Annotated in this window: 18 protein-coding genes; 8 read left to right on the forward strand and 10 right to left on the reverse strand. The window is 75.1% G+C overall.

Annotated elements, in window-relative coordinates:
• Window positions 1–35: 35 nt before the first annotated feature.
• Together Ae331Ps2_RS10780 and Ae331Ps2_RS10785 are read right to left on the reverse strand one after the other, a co-directional pair.
• The gene (locus tag Ae331Ps2_RS10780; protein WP_075309159.1) at window positions 36–1,559 is read right to left on the reverse strand and encodes a bifunctional UDP-2,4-diacetamido-2,4,6-trideoxy-beta-L-altropyranose hydrolase/GNAT family N-acetyltransferase; all 1,524 of its coding nucleotides are present in this window, start codon (window positions 1,557–1,559) and stop codon (window positions 36–38) included.
• Window positions 1,560–1,564: 5 nt separating this feature from the next.
• Complete coding sequence (locus Ae331Ps2_RS10785; protein ID WP_233147696.1) at window positions 1,565–2,290, reverse strand: cytidylyltransferase domain-containing protein; 726 nt, start codon at window positions 2,288–2,290, stop codon at window positions 1,565–1,567.
• 78 nt (window positions 2,291–2,368) lie between these two features.
• Here Ae331Ps2_RS10785 and pseB point away from each other — a divergent pair, with 78 nt between their 5' ends.
• The 3 genes from pseB to Ae331Ps2_RS10800 are packed head-to-tail and all read left to right on the forward strand — an operon-like array spanning window position 2,369 to window position 5,902.
• On the forward strand, window positions 2,369–3,352 hold the full coding sequence (gene pseB / locus Ae331Ps2_RS10790) for a UDP-N-acetylglucosamine 4,6-dehydratase (inverting) (RefSeq protein ID WP_075309157.1): 984 nt from the start codon (window positions 2,369–2,371) through the stop codon (window positions 3,350–3,352).
• 13 nt (window positions 3,353–3,365) lie between these two features.
• Complete coding sequence (locus tag Ae331Ps2_RS10795; RefSeq protein ID WP_075309155.1) at window positions 3,366–4,496, forward strand: DegT/DnrJ/EryC1/StrS aminotransferase family protein; 1,131 nt, start codon at window positions 3,366–3,368, stop codon at window positions 4,494–4,496.
• A gap of 5 nt (window positions 4,497–4,501) precedes the next feature.
• The gene (locus tag Ae331Ps2_RS10800; protein ID WP_170918301.1) at window positions 4,502–5,902 is read left to right on the forward strand and encodes a lipopolysaccharide biosynthesis protein; all 1,401 of its coding nucleotides are present in this window, start codon (window positions 4,502–4,504) and stop codon (window positions 5,900–5,902) included.
• Between the two features lie 64 nt (window positions 5,903–5,966).
• Here the strand turns inward: Ae331Ps2_RS10800 and Ae331Ps2_RS10805 are convergent, their stop codons facing one another.
• On the reverse strand, window positions 5,967–7,034 hold the full coding sequence (locus Ae331Ps2_RS10805) for a hypothetical protein (protein WP_075309151.1): 1,068 nt from the start codon (window positions 7,032–7,034) through the stop codon (window positions 5,967–5,969).
• Between the two features lie 84 nt (window positions 7,035–7,118).
• Between Ae331Ps2_RS10805 and Ae331Ps2_RS10810 the strand changes: the two genes are divergently transcribed.
• Window positions 7,119–8,003 carry a glycosyltransferase family 2 protein gene (locus tag Ae331Ps2_RS10810; protein ID WP_075309149.1) on the forward strand — a complete coding sequence of 295 codons (885 nt, stop codon included), beginning with the start codon at window positions 7,119–7,121 and terminating at the stop codon, window positions 8,001–8,003.
• On the opposite strand, the gene Ae331Ps2_RS10815 is transcribed toward Ae331Ps2_RS10810, so the two are convergent.
• The 5 genes from Ae331Ps2_RS10815 to Ae331Ps2_RS10835 form a co-directional block, all read right to left on the reverse strand.
• Entirely contained in the window at window positions 7,996–9,603 is a 1,608-nt protein-coding gene (locus Ae331Ps2_RS10815) for a hypothetical protein (RefSeq protein WP_075309147.1), read from the reverse strand. The two genes, Ae331Ps2_RS10810 and Ae331Ps2_RS10815, sit on opposite strands and share 8 nt — an antisense overlap.
• 35 nt (window positions 9,604–9,638) lie before the next feature.
• Entirely contained in the window at window positions 9,639–11,480 is a 1,842-nt protein-coding gene (locus Ae331Ps2_RS31145) for an arabinofuranosyltransferase (RefSeq protein ID WP_170918300.1), read from the reverse strand.
• A gap of 2 nt (window positions 11,481–11,482) precedes the next feature.
• A complete protein-coding gene (locus Ae331Ps2_RS31925) occupies window positions 11,483–12,250 on the reverse strand; it encodes a class I SAM-dependent methyltransferase (RefSeq protein WP_075309145.1) in 768 nt (255 codons plus the stop codon).
• Window positions 12,251–12,277: 27 nt separating this feature from the next.
• Window positions 12,278–14,494: a DUF6541 family protein gene (locus Ae331Ps2_RS10830; RefSeq protein ID WP_075309143.1), complete on the reverse strand. Its 2,217-nt coding sequence runs from the start codon at window positions 14,492–14,494 to the stop codon at window positions 12,278–12,280.
• A gap of 134 nt (window positions 14,495–14,628) precedes the next feature.
• Complete coding sequence (locus Ae331Ps2_RS10835; protein WP_075309141.1) at window positions 14,629–16,713, reverse strand: DUF6541 family protein; 2,085 nt, start codon at window positions 16,711–16,713, stop codon at window positions 14,629–14,631.
• Window positions 16,714–16,822: 109 nt separating this feature from the next.
• Here Ae331Ps2_RS10835 and glf point away from each other — a divergent pair, with 109 nt between their 5' ends.
• Complete coding sequence (glf, locus tag Ae331Ps2_RS10840) at window positions 16,823–18,049, forward strand: UDP-galactopyranose mutase (RefSeq protein WP_020624452.1); 1,227 nt, start codon at window positions 16,823–16,825, stop codon at window positions 18,047–18,049.
• Between the two features lie 24 nt (window positions 18,050–18,073).
• Here glf and Ae331Ps2_RS10845 read toward each other — a convergent pair whose 3' ends face one another.
• Window positions 18,074–18,349, reverse strand: a complete 276-nt coding sequence (locus Ae331Ps2_RS10845) for a hypothetical protein (protein WP_075309139.1) — start codon at window positions 18,347–18,349, stop codon at window positions 18,074–18,076.
• Between the two features lie 129 nt (window positions 18,350–18,478).
• Here Ae331Ps2_RS10845 and Ae331Ps2_RS10850 point away from each other — a divergent pair, with 129 nt between their 5' ends.
• Complete coding sequence (locus Ae331Ps2_RS10850; RefSeq protein ID WP_075309137.1) at window positions 18,479–19,543, forward strand: LacI family DNA-binding transcriptional regulator; 1,065 nt, start codon at window positions 18,479–18,481, stop codon at window positions 19,541–19,543.
• 4 nt (window positions 19,544–19,547) lie between these two features.
• Here Ae331Ps2_RS10850 and Ae331Ps2_RS10855 read toward each other — a convergent pair whose 3' ends face one another.
• Complete coding sequence (locus Ae331Ps2_RS10855; protein ID WP_233147697.1) at window positions 19,548–20,339, reverse strand: IclR family transcriptional regulator; 792 nt, start codon at window positions 20,337–20,339, stop codon at window positions 19,548–19,550.
• 169 nt (window positions 20,340–20,508) lie between these two features.
• Between Ae331Ps2_RS10855 and Ae331Ps2_RS10860 the strand changes: the two genes are divergently transcribed.
• Both Ae331Ps2_RS10860 and Ae331Ps2_RS10865 read left to right on the forward strand, forming a co-directional pair.
• Complete coding sequence (locus Ae331Ps2_RS10860) at window positions 20,509–21,621, forward strand: mandelate racemase/muconate lactonizing enzyme family protein (protein WP_075309133.1); 1,113 nt, start codon at window positions 20,509–20,511, stop codon at window positions 21,619–21,621.
• Window positions 21,618–22,733 (forward strand): iron-containing alcohol dehydrogenase family protein, encoded by a 1,116-nt coding sequence (locus Ae331Ps2_RS10865; protein WP_075312565.1) that lies wholly within the window; start codon window positions 21,618–21,620, stop codon window positions 22,731–22,733. The genes Ae331Ps2_RS10860 and Ae331Ps2_RS10865 overlap by 4 nt, the downstream gene beginning before the upstream one ends.
• Window position 22,734: the final 1 nt, after the last annotated feature.

Raw genomic sequence — 22,734 nt, forward strand, 5'->3', positions numbered from 1 at the left:
GTGCGTCGTGCGGGTTGCATCACGGCTCCGACCTGTCAGAGCACGCGGTGGAGTGTCCGGAATCCGTCGGCGTCGGGGGCGCCGGGCTCGCCGTAGCCCGCGCGGGCGAACAGCCGGGCCGAGGCGTCGTTGCCAGTGTGCACGACGGCGGTCACCGCGGTCCCGGCGCCGGTACAGGCCCGCAGCGCGTCCTCCCCGGCCCGCAGCATGGGCAGGGCCAGCCCCTCGCCACGACGCTCCGGGGCGACGGTGATCGAGACCTCCCAGCCGCTCCCGTCCCGGTCCCAGCGGACGGTGCCGACCGGCCCCCTGGCGTCGGCGACGACCAGGAGCAGCCGGTCGTCGCGGTCCAGCGAGCTGGCGAGCCAGCGGCGGTGGGTGGCGAGGTCGACCGCGTCGTGGCTGCGTGACCAGCGACGGGTGTCGGGGTCGTTGCGCCAGGCCAGCAGCAGCTCGGCGTCGCCGGGACGGGCGGGGCGGGCCCGGACCACCCGGGCGAGCACCCGGCCCTCGGCGGCGACGCGTGCCTCCCGGCCGCCGGACGTGCCCACCGCGGTGGCCACGGCGTCGACGACCCGGCCCGTGCCCTCGCCGTCGACGACGGTCGCGGCCCGGTCGGCGAGCGCGGCGCGGTCGCCCGGGCTGGTCAGCAGGGCACGCAGCACGGCCGCGGCGGCGGCCGGGTCGACGAGGTCCGCGGTCCCGCCCAGCCCGGCGGCGGCCCCGGCGTCGACGACGGTCCGGTAGCCCTCGGTCTGGTTGTCCGCGGCCCGGACCAGCGCCATCGGGACACCCACGCAGCACAGCTCCCACACCGTCGTCCCGGCCGCGCTGACGACGAGGTCGGCCTCGGCCATCGCGGCGGGCAGGTCGGGCAGCGGCGGCACCGCCCGGAACGTGGCCGGCCCGTCGGCGGGCAGGTCGAGGGGCCGCCCACCGGGGACGACGACGTCGACCTCGGCGGCGACGTCCGCGGCGGCGAGGGCGGCGACCACCCGGGGCAGCAGCCCGGCGGCGTCGGTCCCGCCCATGACGACCAGCACGCGGGGCGGCCCGGCGCCGGGGGCGTCGGCGGCGCGCAGGGCCCGCCGGGTGCGGGCACGGCGGGCGGTCAGCCGCAGCGGGGCGTAGCCGGGGCCGCGGAGCAGGACGGGGGAGCCGTCGTCGGGGCGGGGGTGGTCCTCGGCTCCCATGTTCGGGTCGACCACCACGTCACCGGGACGCCGGCCGGTCGCGAAGTCCTCCACGGTGGACAGCACGACCCCGGCGTCGTTCAGGGCCGGACGCAGGTCGTCGCCGAGCAGGTAGTGGTCGACGTGCACGGCGTCGATCCGGTGCTCACGGGCCAGCGCCGCGAGCCCGCCGGCGGTGTCGGCCGGGGGCAGGACGGGGCCGGGCTCCCGGACCAGCCCGGACCACAGCCAGCCCAGCCCGTCGAGCCGGCCCGACCAGAACACCTCGTGCCCGGACAGCAGCGCCGCCTCGGCGACCGCGGCACACCGCACCGCGTGCCCCACCCCCGTCGACGGTCCGGCGTCGCAGCGCAGCAGCAGACGCATCCCGCTCACCCCTCGGCGAGGGACTTCTGACGGACGTGCGCGTTGCGCTCCACCAGGTCCGGCCGCGACCGCAGCACATCGACGACCGTCCGCCACCCGGTGCGCCCGTCCAGGGCCTCGACCAGCCCGGTCAGGGCGTGCAGGTCGTCGACGGTGTCCAGGGTGACGCGCAGGTCGTCGGCGGCCGGGGCGACGACGAGCCCGAGGCAGCGGAACCGGTCCGGGTCTCCGTAGAGGCCGGAGGTCACGTGGATCCGGTCGTACCCGGTCGCGGTGCCGGCCAGCGCGCGCAGCGCGTCGACGCGGGCGAGCTCGACGTCCAGGCCGCGCGGCAGGGTGCGCACCAGGGTGGTGGCGACGTAGTCCTGCTCCGGCGCGGACCGCCAGGCCGCGGCGACCAGCGACACCAGCGCCGGGTCGAGCAGCGGGCAGTCCGCCGTCAGGCGCACCACGGCGTCGCAGGGGTGCTCGTCGACGGCCTGCACGAAGCGGGCCAGCACGTCGTCCTCGGAGCCGCGCACCGCCGGGACGCCGATCGTCGCGGCGCGCTCGGCCACGGCGTCGTCGCCCGGGGCGGTCGAGGTCGCGACCACGACCCGGTCGACGCCGGAGGCGGCGCGGGCGGCCGCTACCACCCGGTCGAGCACCGGTGTGCCGCCGAGATCGGTGAGCACCTTGCCCGGGAGCCGCGTCGACCCCGTCCGCGCCTGGATGACCGCGTTGACCCGCACCCGTACCTGCTTCGATTCGTCCGATCGATCGCGTGCCATCATGCCGGGCGGACGAAATTCCGCAGATCTGGAGGCGTGATGTCGGTACTCAAGGGCTCGTCGGTCCTGGTCACGGGCGGGACGGGGTCCTTCGGGAAGGCCTTCGTCCGCACCCTGCTCGACCGTTACGAGCCGCGCCGGCTGGTGATCCTCTCGCGCGACGAGCTCAAGCAGTACGAGTGCCGGTCGCTGTTCGACAACGACCCGCGGCTGCGCTGGTTCCTCGGTGACGTCCGGGACCAGCCGCGCCTGCGCCGCGCGATGCACGGCGTCGACTACGTCGTGCACGCCGCCGCGCTCAAGCAGGTGGACACGGCCGAGTACAACCCGTTCGAGTTCATCCGGACCAACGTCGAGGGCTCGCAGAACGTCGTCGAGGCCGCGATCGACGCCGGGGTGAAGAAGGTCGTCGCGCTGTCCACGGACAAGGCGTCGAGCCCGATCAACCTCTACGGCGCCACCAAGCTGTGCGCGGACCGGCTGTTCGTGAGCGCGAACCACTACGCCGCCGCCTACGAGACCCGGTTCGCCGTGGTCCGCTACGGCAACGTGCTCGGCAGCCGCGGGTCGGTCGTCCCGCTGTTCAAGAAGCTCGCCGCCGACGGCCAGTCGCTGCCGATCACCGACAAGCGGATGACCCGGTTCTGGATCACCCTGCCGGACGCGGTGCAGTTCGTCATCGACTCCTTCGACGCGATGCAGGGCGGCGAGCTGTACGTGCCGCGCATCCCGTCGATGCGGATGACCGACCTCGCCGAGGCCATCGCCCCCGGCGCCGCGACCCACGAGATCGGGATCCGACCGGGCGAGAAGCTGCACGAGGAGATGATCGCCGCGGACGACTCGCGGCGGACCCTCAAGCTGGCCGACCGCTACGTCGTCGAGCCCTACATCGCCGGCTGGGGCTACACCTCCCCGGCCGACGGCGAACCGGTCCCGGACGGGCAGGCGTACCGGTCGGACACCAACGACCTGTGGCTGTCCCCCGAGCAGCTGCGCGCGATGGTCGAGGCGCTCGACTGATGGGCGGCGCCTGATGCTCCCCTACGGCCGGCAGTCGATCTCGTCGGAGGACGTCGAGGCGGTCACGGCGGTCCTCGGGACCGACTGGTTGACCACCGGCCCGGCCGTGACCCGGTTCGAGGACGACCTCGCGGCCGTCTGCGGGAACCCCGCGGTGGCCGTGACCAGCGGGACCGCGGCGCTGCACGTCGCCTACGCCGCGGCCGGGGTCGGCCCGGGCCAGGACGTGGTGGTCGCCCCGCTGACCTTCGTCGCGACGGCGAGCGCCGCGGCCCTGCTCGGCGCGAACGTCGTGTTCGCCGACGTCAGCCCGGACACCGGGAACCTCGACCCGGACGCGGCGAAGGCCGCGCTGACACCGAACACGACCGTCGTGGCCGGGGTCGACTACGCCGGCCACCCGATCGACACGGGACCGCTGCGGTCGCTGGCACACGACGCCGGCGCCCTGCTGCTGGAGGACGCCGCGCACTCCGTGGGCGGCACCTGGCACGGCCGCCCGGTCGGTGACCTGGCCGACCTGACCACGCTGAGCTTCTTCCCGACCAAGAACCTCACCACCGCCGAGGGCGGCGCGGTCGTGTCCCCGCGCGAGGACCTCGTGGCGGGTGCCCGGTCGTTCCGCAACCACGGCCTCGTCCGCGACAAGGACGCGCAGCGCTTCCCCGACGAGGGCCCGTGGCACCAGGAGGTGCACGCGTTCGGGCTGAACTACCGGCTGCCCGACCTGCTCGCCGCGCTCGGATCCTCCCAGCTCACCCGGCTGGCCGCGTTCACCGCGCGGCGCAGGGAGATCCACGCCCGCTACGACGCCGCGCTCGCCGACGTGCCCGAGGTCCGCACCCCGGTCCGTCGCAACGGCGCCGAGCCCGCCTGGCACCTCTACCCGCTGCGCGTGCTCGACGGCCGCCGCCGCGCGCTGTTCGAGTACCTGCGCGAGCACGGCATCGGGGTGCAGGTCAACTACATCCCCGCCTACTGGCACCCGGTCTTCGCCGACCTCGGCCATCGCCGCGGCCTGTGCCCGAACGCCGAGGAGTACTACTCCCAGCAGATCTCGCTGCCGTTGTTCCCCGATCTCGCCGACGCCGACGTCGACCGGGTCGCCGGTCTGGTGCGCACCTTCTTCGGACACAGCGGGTGACCTCGGTGGACGCGAGTCGCGAGGTGCTGGGGCGCGGCTCGCTCTACACCCTCGGCAGCGTCGCACCGATCCTCGCCAACGTCGTTGTCACCCCGTTCGTGACCCGGCTGCTCGGCGACGCCGAGTACGGCGTCGTCGCGGTCGGGCTGATCCTCGTGCAGGTCGGCGCGATGGTCGTCGGGTTCGGGCTGGCGTCGTCGATCACCCGGCACGGGATCCTGGAGAGCTCCGGCGCCGACGGCGCACGCGCCCTGGTGCTGCAGGGCAGCGCGCTGTCGCTGGTGGTGGTCGTCGTCGCGGTGCTGGCCGGTCCCTGGTGGAGCCTCCCGGTGCTGTCGGTGCCCTGGCGGGCCGGCCTGGTCTTCGCCGGGCTGGCCGCGGCCGGTTTCGTGGTGGTGCTCAACGCCCAGGCGTTCCTGCGGGTGCAGGACCGGCCGGTGCCGTTCGTCGTCATGTCCGGGGTGGCGTCGCTCGGCGGACCGCTCGCCGGGCTCGCGCTCGTCGCGTGGCGGGCGAGCGACGCCGACGACTACCTGTTCGGCCTGCTGCTCGGCTACCTCGCGGCCGCGGTGATCGGGCTCGTGCTCGCGCTGCGCGGCGGCCGCCCGCGCACCGCGCGGGGCGACTTCGGCCGGGCGCTGCGGATCGGGCTGCCCGCCGTCCCGCACCTGGTCGCGCTGCTGCTCGTGCAGAACGCGCTCGTGCTGATCGTGAGTCGTTACTTCGGGGTCGCCGACGGCGGCCGCATGCAGATCGCGCTGCTCCTCGGCTCCGCCCCCGCCATGATCGTCTCCGCGCTGAACAACGCCTGGGCGCCGGTCATCTACCGGACCGCCCCCGATGCCCGCGGCGCCGCGCTGGAATGCACCGCCCGCGACGTCGGCGTCGTCACCGCCGCACTGGCCGGCGGGGTCGCGCTGCTCGCCCCGTTCCTGCTGCGGATCCTCGCCCCGGCCTCGTTCGCCCCCGAGCAGCTGGTGCCGGTCACCGCGGTCGCGACGCTCGGCGCCGTGGTGAGCGTCGTCTACCTGGCCAACGTGCACCTGGTGTTCGCGTCCGGCCGCAGCGGCGGGCTCGCCATCGCGAGCCCGGTCAGCCTGGTGCTCGGGGTGGTCGCGGCGGTGCTGCTCGCCCGGACCGGGTCGCTGACCGCGGTCGCCGCCGGGTTCCCGCTGATCTATCTGGCCCTGGCGGCCGGGACGTCGCTGCTGCGTCGGCGGGTGTCACCGACCCGCTGGCGGGAGGCGGTGCTGGCCGGGCCGCTGGCCGTCGGCGTCGTCGTGTGCGGGGCCGGGGTGCTGCTGCCGTCCGACGGCGCGCTGTGGCTGTCGGTGCGGTTCGTACTGGCCGCGCTGCTCGGGGTGGCCCTGCTGGTGCTGGTCCGCCGGATCTTCCGACCGTCATGATCGCCGGGAGTGGAGCGCGGGGAGCAGTCGGCTGCGTCCTCCGCTCCGCTCCCGGCGATCATGGTCAGGCGTCGAGGGGCTCCTCGGTCGCGATCGGCGTGGGCAGTCCGCGCGGCAGCGGCTTCGGCAGCGCGGCCAGCGGGTGGCGCAGCCACAGCAGCGGGTTCGAGCTGCCCGCCGACATGGCCTGCGTGCTGGCCGCGGAGCGCTGGGTCAGCCCGAGCACCATCGCGGCCTTCGCCAGCGGCGACGCCGCGTAGTACTGCAGGCCGGGCCCGACGCTCGGGGTGCGGCCCCAGCCGAGCACGGTGCGCAGCGCGTCCGGGTCGAGCAGGTGCTCGGCGCCGAGCTCGCGGCGGGCGAGCGCGGTCGCGGCGGCGTCGGCCTCCGCGGCGCCGGACTCCGGGCGGGCCCCGTCGGTGGGATCGACCGTGTGGAACTCCGGCCAGGTCGCGCGCAGCTCGTCCACCGCCGACGACGACTGGGCCCCGAACGTCAGCGGGTCACCCCACACCCCGGCGGGGGTGCCGACGGCGGCCGCGTACAGCACGGCCGTCGACAGCCGGTTCGACGAGACCCGGCTCGCGTTCCCGACCAGGTGCATGATCCGCAGCAGGAAGTGCGGGTCGTCGCGCCGCCCGGCGGTGACCAGGGTGTGCCCGGCGTCGCGCCAGGCGGTGGTGATCTCCGGGTCGGTCATGTCCTCGTGGTGCAGGCACACCGTCGACGGGCCGTCGACCCTCGCGACCTGACGAGCGAGGTCGGCGTGCGTGCCGGTCACGCGGACGAGCCGGGTGCCGTGGAACGGGACGAACACCGGCCCGAGCCGGTCCGACGGCGTCCAGCCCTGCGCGCGCAGCAGCGCCTCCAGGTAGAGCACCGGGGCACCGATCGGCGTGGTCTCGCGGTCCTCGTCGGCGGGGGACCAGCCGCGGCAGCCGTGCGACCACACCAGCAGCCGTCGCCGGCGGGGGTCGGTGCCGACCGTCGGGAAGTCCGCGAAGTGCGCGGCGACGGGGGAGACCGCGGTCCAGCCGTGCTGCAGCAGACCGGCGATGTGCCGGGGCCGGGACAGTCCGGCGTAGGCGGCGAGGACGGCCGAGTGGCCGTAGTAGTGGTTCTGGATGTCCATCGCCGTGCTCCGGGTCGTGGCTGGTGTCGTGGCCGGTGAGGCCGGGTGATCCTAGCCAGGGTGCGGCTCGCTACCGTCGGGCGCGTGCCCGTCGACGTGATGCTCCCCTTCTACGGCGACCCGGAGCTCCTGCGCCGCGCGGTCCGCAGCGTGCAGGCCCAGCGCCGCACCGACTGGCGGCTCACCGTCGTCGACGACGGCTACCCCGACGACTCGATCGGGCCCTGGTTCGCGGGCCTGGGCGACGACCGGATCCGGTACCGCCGCAACGCGACGCGGCTCGGCGCGCAGCCGAACAACCGGTACTGCATCGAGGCGGTCGAGCTGCCGTACTTCGTGATGATGGGCGCCGACGACCTGATGGAGCCCGACTACCTCGACACCGTCCTGGCGCTGCACGAGCGCTGGCCGGACGCCGCGGTGGTGCAGCCGGGCGTGGCCGTGATGGACGCCGACGACCGTCCGGTTCGCCCGCTCGCCGACCGGGTCAAGGCGCTGCTCGCGCCGTCCGGATCCGGCCCGCGGGCGGTCGGCGGCGAGGACCTTCTGGTGAGCCTGCTGCGGGGGAACTGGCTGTACAACCCGTCGCTGTGCTGGCGGACCGACGCGGTGGCGCAGGTCGCGCTTCCGGAGTCCGCGGACGTGTTCGACCTGGCGCTGCCGGTCGCGGTGATCGCCGACGGCGGGACGATGGTCGTCGACGACCACGTCTGCTTCCGCTACCGGCGGCACCGCTCCAGCGACTCGGGATCGGGTGCGGTCGCCGGGAACCGGTTCGCCGAGGAGCGCCGCTACTTCGCGGCGGAGGCGGACCGGATGGAGGCCCGGGGTCTGCCCCGTGCCGCCCGTGCCGCCCGCGCGCACGTGTCGTCGCGGCTCAACGCCGCCGTCCAGCTGCCCGGGGCGGTGCTGCGCCGCGACGCCGCCGCGCTGCGTGCCCTGGCCGGGCACACCCTCGGCCTCAGCTGATGCCGAGGATCCGCTCCAGCCAGCGGGAGTAGCCGGGGTCGAGGCGGGCGTCGGTGACCGCGCGACCCTCGGCGAGGCGCCGGTCCAGCGCCGCCCTCACCTGCGGGGCGACGTCCGGCTTCGCGAACACGAGCTGGAAGTACTCGGGGCGCATCTGCGCGACGCCGACGAGCTCGCGGCCGGCGAGCACCCGTGTGAGGTCGGTGCGCCACGACCCCGGCGGCGGCACCGGCGAGGAGCTGGTGACCACCACGACCTGCGGGTCGTCGGCCAGCAGCACGTCGGTGGGGTTCGCGCCGTGCGCGATCCGTTCGTCGTTGAGTCCGATGTAGTCCGTGGTCCGCCAACCGGAGAAGTACGGCATCGCGCCGGCGTCGGACACCGCGAGGGTCCGCTCGCCGGCCGGGAGGTCGGTGTCGGCGAGGGCGAGCCCGATCGCGATGTGGGAGCGACGCAGGTCGTCGCCGTAGTTGACCATGGTCCGGGCGTCCGGGGCGAGGACGCCCGCCGCCGCCGTCCACACGACCCCGACCGCGGCGGCACCGGCCGCGACCCGCCGGACCTCGACGGTGTCCAGTGCCCACGCCGCGGCCAGGCAGAGCATCGGGAACCCGTGCCAGGCGAACCGGGACAGGTAGTCCATCGCGGGCGCCGACAGCGCCGGGATGATCCACAGCGCGGTGCAGCTCGCCAGCACCAGCGCGGCCGGGGCCGCGGTGCGCGGCCGCAGCAGTGCCGCGACGGCGAGCGCGAGCAGCGGGAGCAGGGTGGCCGCCGTCGTCTGGATCCAGCGGCCGTCGGTGGCGGCCTCCACCCCGACCTTCACGTAGAACGTGTTCGGCAGCAGGTGCCCGAAGTACGTCCATCGCGCGGCCAGGTAGACACCGCCGACCACCGCGGCGCCCGCTGTCGCGACCCACACCGACCGGTCGGTGCGCCGCACCCACAGGAGCACCGACAGGGCGGGCAGCACGCCGAGCACGCCGTCCGGGCGCAGCGTCCCCGCGAGCAGCAGCAGGGCCGGGATCTCCCAGCTCCGCACCGCCGCGTCCCGGTCGCGCAGCAGCCGGGCCGCCAGCACCGTCGCGCGCAGCACGACCAGTGCGAACGGCGCGGTCTCAAGGCCGGAGTCGACGTGCACCCAGGTCGGCAGGAACAGCACGAACGAGCCGGCCGCGAGCACCGCACCCGAGCGGGTCCGCGGCTCGGTGATTAGTACCCACACGATCGCCGCGGCACACGCGGCCGCGGTCAGCTTCGAGACCACCGGCAGCGGCACGCCGAGCCACACCCACGGTGCGTGCCACACCATCCAGGTGAAGTTCGTGAACCCCTCCACCGGGTCCTGGCCGGGGTTCCAGGTCGGGCCGGAGCCGTGCGCGAGTTTCGCGCTGTAGCGGTAGGTGATGTACGCGTCGTCGACGGTCACCGACCAGCACGCCCACACCCCGACCGCGAGCGCGACGATCGCGGCGGCCAGCAGCACCGGCCGGTCGGTCGGCCACCGGCGGGCGCGCGCGGCCGGGTCGCGGCGGCGCCCCGTCGGCCACCCCTCGGACGGGGTGTCCGCGGTGTCGCGGTCGTCGGTCGCGGTCGACATGTGCGCGATTCTCGCGCACCGACGAGATCGCGGCCTCAGGGCACCGCGGGGACGCCGGCCCGCACCAGCACCGCGTACGGGCCGACGTCGCGCCGCTGCCAGGCCGGGTCGTCGAACAGCTGCGGTGCGAACACCGCGGGGTCGGCACCCTGGCGGGGGTCGGGGAAGCGGTCCTGCGCCAGCGGCAGCCGCAGCGTCCCGTCGGCGGCCCGTTCCAGCACGAACACCGACGGCGCCCGCACCGGGCCGCGGTCCAGCGCGGCGAGCAGTCGGCCCGGGTCGGTCGCGGCCGCCCACCGGCGGAGCTCGTCGGTGCGGGCCGGGTAGTCGGCGAGCGGGTTCGCGTACTGCGGCTGCGAGGCCTGGAACGCGAAGTACGGCGTGTAGCTGAGCAGGGTCGCGTTCGCGCTCGCGACGACGACCTCCCGCGGCGGGCGACCGGTGAGACCGTCGATCGTGGTGCGCAGGTCCCCGAGCCAGGCGTTCGCGTCGGCCGGGTCCCGCGAGCCGTCGGGCCGCGTCCCGTCGGGGCGGTAGTCCTGTGCCGTCCCGGTCCACGCGTAGTCCTGCGGGACCGACTGCACCTGCCCGACGACGACCGCCGCGCCCAGCACGGTCACGACCGTCGCCGTGGCCCCCACCCGTGCCCCGCCCGCGCGCAGCCGCCCGACCACCTCGGCGACGGCCCACACCGCTCCGCAGGCCAGCGCCGCGGTCAGGATCGGCTGGATCCGGAAGGCCAGCAGCGTCGTCCCGGCGGCGAGCGCGACCGTCGAGAGCAGGTACCAGGCGTAGCCGCAGAGCGCGGTGACCGCCAGCGCCCTGGCCACCGTCGAGGTGCGGGCGCGGACCACGATCCACACCGTCCCGACCAGGCACAGCGCGCCGACGGGGGTCGCCTCCAGCATCGGCAGCGGCCACTGGGCGCCCGCCTCGGCGAGGAAGTGCTGGCCCGCGCTGTAGGTGGGCCTCCCGGACGAGGCGAGCACGTAGGGCAGCCAGTGCACCATGGCCGGTGGCAGCGCCGCGGCGAGGACCACCGCCACGGTCGTGCCGAGCCCGGCCGGGCCGGTCGTGCGGGTGACGAGGCCGTCCACCGCGAGCACGGCCAGGACGAATCCCGCGAAGGCCAGGATCTGGGTGTGGGTGACGGCGGCCAGGCCGAGTACGAGGCCGACCAGGAGTGCGGTGCGGACCCAGGCCCCGCGCCGCCGCACCAGCCGCAGCCCGAGCACGGCCAGCGGCGGGACGAGTGCCGCGGTCAGCCACGAGTACGGCGAGTACGCGGCCAGCGTTACGAACCCGGCCAGGGTGGTGGCGACGGCGGCCCCGACCGCCCGCGGCCGGGACGTCACCAGCGCCCACAACGCGTAGGTCAGCACGGCGGTGACCGCCAGCGTCGCGATCGAGTACGGCTTGTGGAACGCCCAGGCGTCGACGCCCAGCAGCGCCGCCGCCCGCCCCCCGAGCCAGAACCACGCGGCCGGGTAGTACGGCGGCATGTCCGCGTAGGCGAAGTCCGCGAGCCGCGCCGAGTCCGCGAACCGGGTCAGGAACGCGACCCGGAACTGCTGGTCGCCGCCGACCCCGAACAGGTAGTGCGGGGTGTTCGCCAGGAACAGCGTCAGCGGCACCGTGGGCAGTGCCGCCAGCCCCACCCACGCCAGCGGCGCGGCGACCAGCGGGGACCGGACCCACACCGCGGCCGCGAGCACCGCCGCGACGAGCGCCCCGCCGGTCGCGGTGAGCGCCAGGCCCACGTTCGACCCGGCCGGGACGGTGATCCGGTCGGCGACCAGCAGCCCGACGGCCACCACCCCGACGGCGACGACCGGGCCGACGACCAGGTCGGCCGCGGCGAGGAGCCGTCGCGCCACGGTCAGTGCTGCTTCTTCTTCACGGCGACGACGAGGAACGCCTTCGAGATCGCCCACAGCGGCGGGAACCGGCGCAGCGCCGCCACCCCGAGCGAGTACAGCCGGGATCCGCCGCCCTCGGCGAGGCTCACGTCGCCGGGCACGGTGAACCGCGCGTCGAGGTCGGGTCGCTGCGCGAGGAGCCGGCGCATCCGCAGGTAGCTCGGGGCGTAGCTGGCGTCGGTGTAGTCGCTGCCGCGTCCCGACCAGCGCAGGTAGCGGGTCGCCAGCGGCAGCGGCAGCCACGCGAGGAACGGCAGCGAGTAGTGCGCCTCGATCGGCCACCACCGGTTCGGCACCAGGATGTAGGCGACGCCGCCGGGCCGCAGGCAGGACGCGATCCGCTCCAGCGCGTCGGGCTGGTCGTCGAGGTGCTCCAGGACGTTGTCGAGCACGGCCACGTCGAAGGCCCCGGCGTCGTCGCCGTGGCCGAAGTCGCCGATGCCCTGGACACGGAACGTGAAGTTCTCGCGGCCGCCCTCGGCGGCCAGGCGGGTCGCCTCGGCGGCCAGAGCACCGTTCGGCTCGATGCCGACGACCTCCCGGCACAGGCCCGCGAGCTCGAGTGCGGTGTAGCCGTACCCGCAGCCGAGATCGACCACCCGTGCGTCACGGAACGGCACGTCGAGAGCGGGTTCGGTGGTGATGGCGATCTGCTTCGCGAAGCCGGTCGCGAGCCTGCGGCGCTCGACCATCCGCAGGGAGCGTTCGTACTCGGGGAGTTCGGTCACGTGGGCTCCGTCGAGGGCGTCGGGGGGTCACCCACCGTACGGGGACGGGGACGGGGCGTCGGGACCGGGCGGGGCGAACGCCTGGGCCTGCGGGGTGGCCGGCGCGCCCGGTGTGCAGGCCGTCAGCCGCCAGAGTTCCTGGCCTCCGCCCGTCGCGACGAGCTCGAACCCGGGCACCGGTGCGATGTCGTGCAGACCCGGGTACCAGCGGGCGCCGCCGTGGTTCGGCCAGAACGTGATCGGCCCCGTCAACAGCCAGTCGACGCCCAGGTCGGCGGCCGCCGTGCAGACGGCCGGGTCGGTCCCGACGTCGCGGAACCGCGTCGCCAGCAGTGTCTGCTCCGGGGTCCAGTTGCCGATGAGGTGCGGGAACAGGACCCGGCGGCCGGTCAGCGGGAACAGCAGTGCGTCGCCGGTGAACGGGTCCGCGGCCACGACGTCGTCGGGGCCGACGATCCGGCCGACCTCGTCGAGGAACTCGCGCTGCCCCGGTTCGAGGAGCGGGTCGGAGGGCTGCTGGTACGGCCCGGCCAGGACGTCGGCGTGCGTCGCCACCGACATCCCGCCGGTCGTGGCGACGACGACCGCGAGCAGCGCCGCCGCGAGCGCGGGCGCGACCACCCGGCGCCGCGCCAGGGTCGCGGTGCGCGGGATCCGCAGCAGCACGTGGCGCAGGACCGACGCGAGGGCGCACAGCCCGACCACGGCCAGCACGGCCCCGGTGACGGGCACCATCGCCGCCAGCCGGTAGGAGTCGTTGTACCAGGCACCGGTGAGGGCGGCGGAGGTCTTCCCGTCGTCGGCCGCGGCCAGCACGTAGAGCGCGCCGGAGGCGAGGTGCGCGGGTACCAGCCACGAGGTCGCGACGTGCCGCAGCGCGGCCACCGCGCCGACGACGACCAGCACCGACAGCACGACGAGCTCGGGACGGCCGTTGGGGGAGTTGAACAGCACCTGCCCGATCGCCGTCGGCACGTCGGTGAACGCGGGCCAGTCGAAGCTGCGGACCCCGGCGGTCAGCGGCGAGGCCGTCATGAACCACAGGACGGCGGCGACGATCCCGGCGACGCCGACCGCGGCCAGCACCGGCTGCCAGAACCGGCGGGTGAGCAGCCGTCGCCGGGCGAGCACGCCGATGCCCCACAGCACCGGGAAGAGGCCGAGCACCGCGAGGCTGAACAACGCGTTCGGGTGGGCGAGACCGAGCGCGGGGAGTGTCAGGACCAGGGTGAACGCCGCCCCGCCCGCGCCGATCACGCTGCGCTCGGCCACCCCGACGACGGCCAGCAGCAGCGTCAGGTACCCGGGCAGCAGCGCCACCCCGAGCAGGTTCGGCCACAGCACCCCGAACGACATGAGCGCCCACGGCAGCGCGGTGAACCCGGTCGCGAGCACCGGCGCGGCCAGCGCGGCACCGGACGAGGGGCCCATGACCTGACGGGTCAGCGCCGCCACGGACAGCGGGAACACCACCCCCGCCACGACCCAGGCCGTCAGGTTGGTCGCGACCGGGACCCCGCTGCCGGACAGCATCGCGACCAGCGACACCAGGTCGTGCCAGCCCGCCGGGTACAGCGCCACCGCCGACGACGGGTTCGTCAGCGACCCCAGCGTCAGCGACGACGCGTCGCCGGACTGCAGGATGTGGGCGACGGCGTTGTAGTGGAAGACGCCGTCGTAGGTCGAGGACAGGCCGTCCACCGGGCCGAAGCCGAGCACCACCGTCCACCACGCCAGCCCGGCCGCGACGACGACGCCCGCCGCGGCGGCGATCCCCGCCCGGCGGCCGTCGGCGCCCGCCCGCTGGGCCGAGGTCCGCCACACCTGGGGCATCGCGGCCGTCATCGGTTCGGGGCGCTTGGCGAACCGGCCCCTCGGGGTGCGGACGCGGTCCAGCGCGGCCCGGAGCCGCCGGCCCGGGGCCCACGACCGCAGCGCCGTCCGCCAGCCACGGTGCAGCGCGCTGCCGGGCGGGCGCCGGGCGACGAAGACCCGGAACAGACCGCCGAGCAGTGCGAGCACGACCGCGACGCCCAGCGGCACCCACGGCCCCCAGCGCACCCCGGCGAGGGTGCCCAGCACGGCCGTGGACGAGATCACCGCGGTCGACACGACCGGTGCGAGACCCCATGCCGTGACGCCCCGGACCCCGCACGCCCGCAGCACGAGCAGACCGGGCCCGACCACCCAGAACACCGCGACGAGCGCGGTGGGCAGCGCGGACAGCCAGGTGGGTCCGGCCATCGAGGTCGCGGCTCCTCTCCCGGCGCCGGTCCCGGAGCCGTCGACGACCCACCGGACCCGATTCCCGGCGCTGGCCGGTCTCGGAGACTACCGGCGGCCGTGCGGCCCTGCCGGTCCCGTGCCCGACCGGGTGATCAGGAGCCGACGACCCGGCCGGCGTCGCAGGCGGTGATGCGCCAGAGCGCGTTGTCGCCGTCGCGGGCGAGCAGCTCGAACCCGTCGGCGTCGGCGAGGTCGTCGAGGCCGGGCCACTGCAGCGCCAGCGGGTCCGGCTGCCAGAACGTCGGCGGCGCCGTGATCACGTACCCGGTCCCGGTCTCGGCGACGGCCGCGCACACCGCGGGGTCGTTCGACGCGTCGCGCAGCCGCTCGGCGATGACCTGCTGGTCCGGCGACCACACCCCGGTGAGGTGCGGGAACAGCACCTGCCGGTCGGTGAGCGGCCACAGCATCGCGGTACCGGCCCACGGGTTCTGCGCCACCACCGCGTCCGAGGGCAGCAGCTCACCCGCCTCGCGCAGGAACTGCGCCTGCTCCGGGCCGACCAGTACCTCCTCCGGCGTCTGGTAGATCGCGGCGAGCGAGTCGACGTGCGAGCGCTGGTAGAGTCCACCCGAGGTGACGACGACCGCGATCACGCCGATCGCGACGAGCACCGCGGCCCGCGGCCGGGGCAGCCCGGCGACGGCGGGTGCGGCCCGGGTGAGGCGGTCGCGGACCAGGCAGGCGAGGCTCCGGGCCAGCGAGCACAGCGCGACCAGTCCGAGCGCGGCGAGCGGGGCCGCGGTGACCGGGACGAGCGCCGCGATCCGGGGCGAGTCGTTGTACCAGACCCCGGTCCACACCGAGGACCACGTGGTGGCGCCGACGACGTAGAGCGTGCAGACCATCAGGTGCGCCGGGACCAGCCAGGACGTCCGGGCCCGGCGCAGCGCCCACACCGCGCCGGCCACCGTGAGCACCGCGATCGACCAGGCCGGGGCGTTGTCCTCCGGGCTGTGCAGCACCGCGTTCCACACGGCGTCGGTGACCGAGAACTCCGGTTCCCAGTAGTAGCCGCGGATCCCGTCGAGGGCGGGGGAGGCGAACATGAACCAGCCGACGCCGCCGAGCGCGGCGAGTACGACCGGCACCGCCGTGGCCGCGCGCACGGTCGGCCACGTGCCGCCGCGCAGCCCGCGGCGCACCGCGCCCACGAGTCCCCACAGGATCGGCGGCACCGCGACGACCACCGCGCCGAACAACGCGTTCGGGTGGGCGAACCCCAGCGCGACGATGGCGGCCACCGCCGGGAACCAGCGCGCCACCCGCCCCGGGGGGAACGGGCCCGGCCGGGCGGGGGACACTGGGTCCGGCCCGAGTCCCGGACGCGCGGCGAGCGCCGTCGCCGCCAGCGCGGCCGGGACCAGCGAGACGCCCAGCAGGTTCGGCCACAGCGCGCCGTAGGTGACCAGCGTCCACGGGAACGCGACGAAGCCGAGCGCCAGCACCGGGGCGGCGAGCGCCGCACCGGCCGAGCGCCCGACGAGCGTCCGCACGAGGAACAGCATCGACAGCGGCCAGACCAGCAGCGTGGTGACCAGCGCGACCACGTTCGACGCGACGACGATCTCGCCGGGGCCGGGGGCCAGCGGCGCCACCAGCGAGACGACGTCGTGCCAGGCCGCGGGGTAGAAGCCGGGGGAGTTGACCAGGCCGCCGACGGTGAGCGACGAGGCGTCGTGCGTCCCGAGGATCCGGGCGACGGCGTTGTAGTGGAAGTTCGCGTCGAACGTCTGCGACAGCGCGTCGGGCCGGGCCATCCCGCGGACGGCCGCGCTGAACCCCAGCGCGCCGGCGGTCACCACCCCGGTCAGTGCCGCGAGCCCGGTCCAGCGCCGGTCGGGTCCACCGCGGAGCAGCGTCCGGACCGACTCCGCCGCCGCGGCCCGCACCACGGTGGGTCGCGGCAGCAGCGGGAGGCCGAGCACCAGCCGTCGCACACCGACCACGAGCAGCGCGAACGCCGCCGCCGCGATGGCCGGGGCGGCCCCGCTCCAGGGCACGCCCAGCATGCTCGCGCCGACCGCGGAACCGGCGATCACGCCGACCGACAGCATCGGGGCCGCGCCCCAGGCGGCGATCCCGCGCAGACCGGCGGCGAGGCCGACCACCAGGCCCGGGAGCGTGACCCAGGCGGCGGCCAGGACCACCAGGGGGATGGCGGACGACCAGCTCACGCCATCTTCTCCTCGGGCCACGACGGTGCCGGATACGTCCGCTTCTCCGACCTGCCTGCGAGGGTACCGAAGCCGCCGGGTGCCCCGGATCACGCCTGCCCTACCCTTGATGGCCGTGAGCGTCGACAGTGCCGACCTGAACGGTTACGACCTGAGCAGCTACGACCTGATCGTCGTCGGGTCCGGGTTCTTCGGACTCACGGTGGCCGAGCGGGTCGCCGAGGGCCTCGGCAAGCGCGTCCTGGTCCTGGAGCGCCGGAACCACATCGGGGGCAACGCCTACTCCGAGGCCGAGCCGGAGACCGGCATCGAGATCCACCGGTACGGCGCGCACCTGTTCCACACCTCGAACGAGCGCGTGTGGGCCTACGTCAACCGGTTCACGAGCTTCACGAACTACCAGCACCGCGTGTTCGCCCGGGTCGGCGAGCAGGTCTACGCGTTCCCGATGAACCTCGCGCTGATCAACCAGTTCTTCGGGAAGGCGCACACCCCGGACCAGGCGCGCGCGCTGATCGCCGAGCAGTCCTCCGAGGTCGAGACCGGGCAGGCGACGAACCTGGAGGAGAAGGCGATCTCGCTGGTCGGCCGCCCGCTCTACGAGGCCTTCGTCAAGGGGTACACCGCCAAGCAGTGGCAGACCGACCCCACCGAGCTGGACGCCTCGATCATCACCCGGCTCCCGGTCCGCTACACCTACGACAACCGGTACTTCAACGACACCCACGAGGGACTGCCGACCGACGGCTACACCGCGTGGCTGGAGCGGATGGCGGCGCACGACAACATCGACGTCGTCCTCGACACCGACTTCTTCGCGGTGCGCGAGCAGCTGCCCGCCGACGTCCCGGTCGTCTACACCGGCCCGCTGGACCGCTACTTCGACCACGCCGAGGGCGAGCTCGGCTGGCGCACCCTGGACTTCGAGATGTCGGTCGAGCCGACCGGCGACTTCCAGGGCACCTCGGTGATCAACTACAACGACGCCGAGGTCCCCTTCACCCGCATCCTCGAGTTCCGGCACATGCACCCGGAGCGGGACTACCCGAAGGACAAGACGGTGATCGTGCGCGAGTACTCGCGCTTCGCCGAGTCCGGGGACGAGCCGTACTACCCGATCAACACCCCCGACGACCGGGCGAAGCTGGAGCGCTACCGCGAGCTGGCGCGCAAGGAGACCGCGAACCGGAACGTGCTGTTCGGCGGGCGGCTCGGGACCTACAAGTACCTCGACATGCACATGGCCATCGGATCGGCGCTGACGATGTACGAGAACCGGCTCGTCCCGCACTTCACCGAGGGACGCCCGCTGGCGGGCACCGACTCGGAGGACTGATCGCCCGGCCGGGTGGCCCGGGGGTCATCGGCAGCTGTCCGCCTCCGGGCACGGTGTCCGCTGACTGACGGCCGCCGGGGGCGGGTCGGCCCCCAGTGCCGTGAGGTCGTCGAGCAGGTCGGCGCGGGCGAGGGCCAGCGCGTCGAGCCGGTGCCGGCGGCCCGGGACCCGTTCGTCCAGCAGGATCTCGAGCCGCTCGGTCTCGACCGCGTGCAGCCGTCGCCGGATCCGGGCTTCCCGGTCGTCGTCCGACGCGGCGGTCCCGGTCGGTGTCGTCGTGCTCCGTCGCCACCATCGCATTCGTCTACTAAACCGGTTAACCTTACGGATCACAAGAGGCCGCGGCCCTCCTGGTGAATCGGGAAGTGAACCGCTTCACCTCATGGGACCCGTCCGGGTCGGGCGGACCGCACGCGGGAGACTGGTCGGGTGGGCAGGAACGAGACGGGGGCCGGCCGGGTCACGCTGGCAACGATCGCCGAGGCGCTCGGTGTCTCCCGGGCGACGGTGTCGAACGCCTACAACCGGCCGGACAGGCTCAGTGCCCAGCTGCGGGCACAGGTGCTCCGCACCGCCCACGAGCTGGGCTACGCCGGGCCGGACCCGGTCGCGGCGACCCTCGCGCGGGGGCGGATCGCGGCGATCGGCGTCGTCCTGGAGGACCCGATGTCGTTCACCTTCGCCGACCCCGCGGCCTCCCTGTTGCTGCAGGGCATCAGCGAGGTCTGCGGGCAGCAGGACTCCGCGCTGGTCCTGATCCCCGGCCCGAGCGGGCCGATCGCGCGGGTCGCCCTGGTGGACGGGGTCATCTGCTACTGCGACCTGCCCGACGGGGCCGCGCTGGAGACGATCCGGGAACGCAGGCTCCCGTTCGTCGTCGTGGACGGCCCCACGCACGACGGCGCCGGGCACGTGGGCATCGACGACCGGACCGCGGCCCGGGCCGCCGCACGTCACCTGCTTGACCTCGGGCACCGCCGGTTCGGCGTCGTCGCCATGCCGATGCACCCCGACGGGTGGGAGGGTCGGCCGTCGCCCGAGCGGGAGGCCACCGCCCACTTCCTGGGCACCCGTCGACGGCTGGCCGGGTACCGGGACGCGCTCGCCGAGGCCGGCCTCGGTCACGACGCGGCGGTCGTGGAGGAGCGGGCCCCCTACGGCCGGGACGCGGGCCGGCGGGCCGCCCACGCGCTGCTCGCGCGCGACCCCCGGCCGACCGCGGTGCTGGCGATGAGCGACGAGCTCGCCCTCGGAGTGCTCGACGCGGCCCTGTCGCTCGGGCTGGACGTGCCGGGGGACCTGTCGGTGGTCGGTTTCGACGACGTCCCGGGCGCGGCCCTCGCGCGGCCGGCACTGACGACCGTCCGGCAGCCGCACCGGGAGAAGGGCCGGGCGGCCGCGTCGATGCTGCTGCCGGGCCCCGTCCGGAAGGACCCCGTGGTCCTGCCCACCGACCTGGTGGTCCGGGGCTCGACCGGGCCCCGCCGGCCCTGAGCGTTCACCGGTGGTGTCCGGGACGGGAGCCCGGTGTCCACCCCAGCTCCGCCGACACCGCCGCGGCGGCGGCCGCGGTCGCCCGGCCCACCTCGTCGAACCGGCCGTCCAGGCGCGTGACCGGCCCGGACACGTTGAGTGCGGCGACCACCCGGCCGCGGAAGTCGCGCACCGGTGCCGACACCCCGGCCACGCCCGGCTCGAACTCCTCGTGCGACTCGGCCCAGCCGTGCTCGGCGGCCTCCCGGATCGCGCGCCACAGCTGCGGGACCGTCCGCACCCGCGAGCGCGGGTAGTCCGGCACCAGGTCCTCGACGGCGCCGAAGCGTACGAACAGCTCGTCGGGGGTGGCGTCGGAGAGCAGCACCCGGCCCGCCGAGGTGCACGGCAGCGGCGCGCGCCTGCCCTCCCAGCCGGTCGTGCGGAACGAGTGCCCGGACACCGTCCGCGCCGTCAGCAGCGCGTCGTCGCGCAGCACGCACAGGTGCACGGTCTCCTCGGTCGCGGCGGCCAGCCGGTGCATCACCGGTTCGGCGACGGCCGTCAGCCGGCTGTCCGTCCCCCGCGCGGCCAGGGAGAACAGCCGCCATCCCAGCCGGTAGACGAGCGTGTCCTCGTCCCGCTCGACCAGTCCCGCGTCGGCGAGGGCCCGCAGCGCGCGCGAGACCTGGCTCTTCTCCCGCCCGGTCAGCCGGGCGACGGCGGTGACGCCCAGCCCGTCGGTGCGCACGGCCTCGTCCGACGCCAGTGCCTCCAGCAGCGCGACGTCGCGGCCGAGCCCGTAGCCGTTGTGCACCCCGGCCACGCTAGTACCGGTTGCCCTGAGCGCAACGATGATCTCGATTCCCGGCCGGACCTGGCGCGGCCGCGCGGCCGTCGGAGATTCTGCGCTCAACCGGCTCGGGGCGCACCGCCCCCGATCGCGCCCCGAGCCGGAACCAGCTCCCGACACGATCCCGAACCTGATGAAGATCACCGACATCACGCTGGACCGGGTTCGGCTCCCGCTGGACCCGCCGCTGCGCGCCGCCTGGGACCCCGATCCCCGCACCGTGTTCGACGCGACGATCGTCCGCGTCCACACCGACGACGGCGTCGTCGGCATCGGTTCCGGCGACACGATGGACGGCTTCGACGCCTACCGGCACCTCTTCGTCGGCACCGACCCGCTCGCGATCGCCCGGCACGTCCGCGCGATCGAGACCTGCGCGCTGCACGGCGGTCACTACTGGCCACTGGAGGCGGCGCTGTGGGACCTCGCGGGCAAGGTCGCGGGCCTGCCCGTCGCGACCCTGTTCGGCGGCACGTACGAGGCCGTCCCCGCCTACGCGTCGTTCTGCGTGCTGCGCCCGCCCGCCGAGCGCGCCGAGGTGGCGCACCGGGTCGCCGAGGAGGGATTCCGCGCGGTCAAGATCCGGGTCGACCGGGACCGCGCCGACGAGGGCGTCGCCGCCGTCGCCGCGGTGCGGGAGGCGCTCGGCACGGATTTCGCGATCATGGTGGACCTCAACCAGGCGTGGCGGATGGCCGGCGACGTCGCCCCCGCCACCGACCTCGCCGCGACCCGGCGCCTCGTCCGGCGGCTCGCCGAGCTGGACGTGTTCTGGGTCGAGGAGCCCCTGCCCTACGCCGACGCCGACGGCATGCGCACCCTGCGCGCCGACAACCCGGGACTGCGGATCGCGGCGGGGGAGATGCAGCGCTCGTTCGGCGAGCTGCTGCGCCTGCTCGACGGCGACGCGCTCGACGTGTACCAGCCCGACGTCGTCCTGGCGGCCGGGATGAGCCGGGTCCGCACGCTGGCCGAGCTCGCGTTGCTGCGCCACCGCGCGTTCACCCCGCACAGCTGGACCAACGGGATCGGCGTGCTCGCGAACCTGCACGTCAGCGCCGGCGTCGGCGGCGGACCGTACTTCGAGTTCCCCTACGACCCGCCGGACTGGACACCGGCGCGTCGCGACTTCCCACTGGCGCAGCCCCTGACCGTCGGCGACGACGGCATGCTGGCGGTCCCGAGCACCCCCGGCCTCGGGTTCACCCTCGACGAGGAGGCGATCGCACGGTGGCGGGTCCGGTGAACGGGTTCACGGTCGAGGCGACCTGCGCCCTGGAGTTCGGTCCCGGCGCGGTCGCCCGGGTCCCCGCGCTGGTCGACGGCCTCGGCGGAGCGGCGGCGTTCGTCGTCACCGACGCGGGGCTGCGCGCCACCGGCATCGTCGACCGGGTCGTCGGCGACCTCACCGCGGCCGGGCTGCGGACCGAGGTGTTCGACGGCATCGGCCCCAACCCGTCGACGACGGCCGTCGAGCACGGCGCGACGACGCTGCGCGCGTTCGGCTCCTGCGTGGTCGTCGCGATCGGCGGCGGCTCGGTGCTCGACGCGGCCAAGGGCATCGCGCTGCTCGCCACCCACCACGGCGCCCGCGCCACCGACGACCTGTGGTCCTCCCCGACCTCCGGGCTGCCGCTGGTCGCGGTCCCCACCACGGCCGGGACGGGCGCGGAGACCAACGGGTTCGGCGTCGTCGAGGACACCTGCGCCAAGCGGAAGGTCTACCTGGGCCACGCCTCGGTCCGGCCCCGCGTCGTCGTCCTCGACCCGGAGCTGACCGTCGGCCTGCCACCCGCGGCGACGGCCGCGACCGGCTTCGACGCGCTCGTCCACGGCGTCGAGTCGCTCGCCTCCCGCGGCGCCAACCCGGTCTCCGACGCCGCCGCGGCGCAGGCCGTCGCGCTGGTGGGCCGGTGGCTGCCCGTCGCCGTCGACGACGGCACCGACTTGGAGGCCCGCGCGCAGCTGCTGCTCGGCGCGCACCTGGCGGGCCAGGCGCTGACCGTCTCCGGGCTCGGTCTGGTCCACGGCATCGCGCACGCGGTCACCGCGCACACGGGCACCCCGCACGGGATCGCGCTCGCGTCGGTGAACGAGCAGGTCATGCGCTGGAGCGCCGACGCCGCGGCGCAGGCGTACTCCCGGGCCGGAGCCGCGCTGGGGACCGGCGACGCCGTGGCCGGGATCGCCGCGCTCGTCGAGGGCATCGGTGTCCGGCGCCCGCTCCACGAGCTCGGCGTGGACCGGGAGCTGCTGCCGGTGCTGGCGGCCGCCGCCGTCGTGGACCCGGTGACGGCCAACGCGCCGCGGACACCGACCGAGGACGACGTGCGGGAGATCCTCGACGCGGCCTGGTGAC

This window comes from Pseudonocardia sp. Ae331_Ps2 (assembly GCF_001932405.1).
Lineage (GTDB): Bacteria > Actinomycetota > Actinomycetes > Mycobacteriales > Pseudonocardiaceae > Pseudonocardia.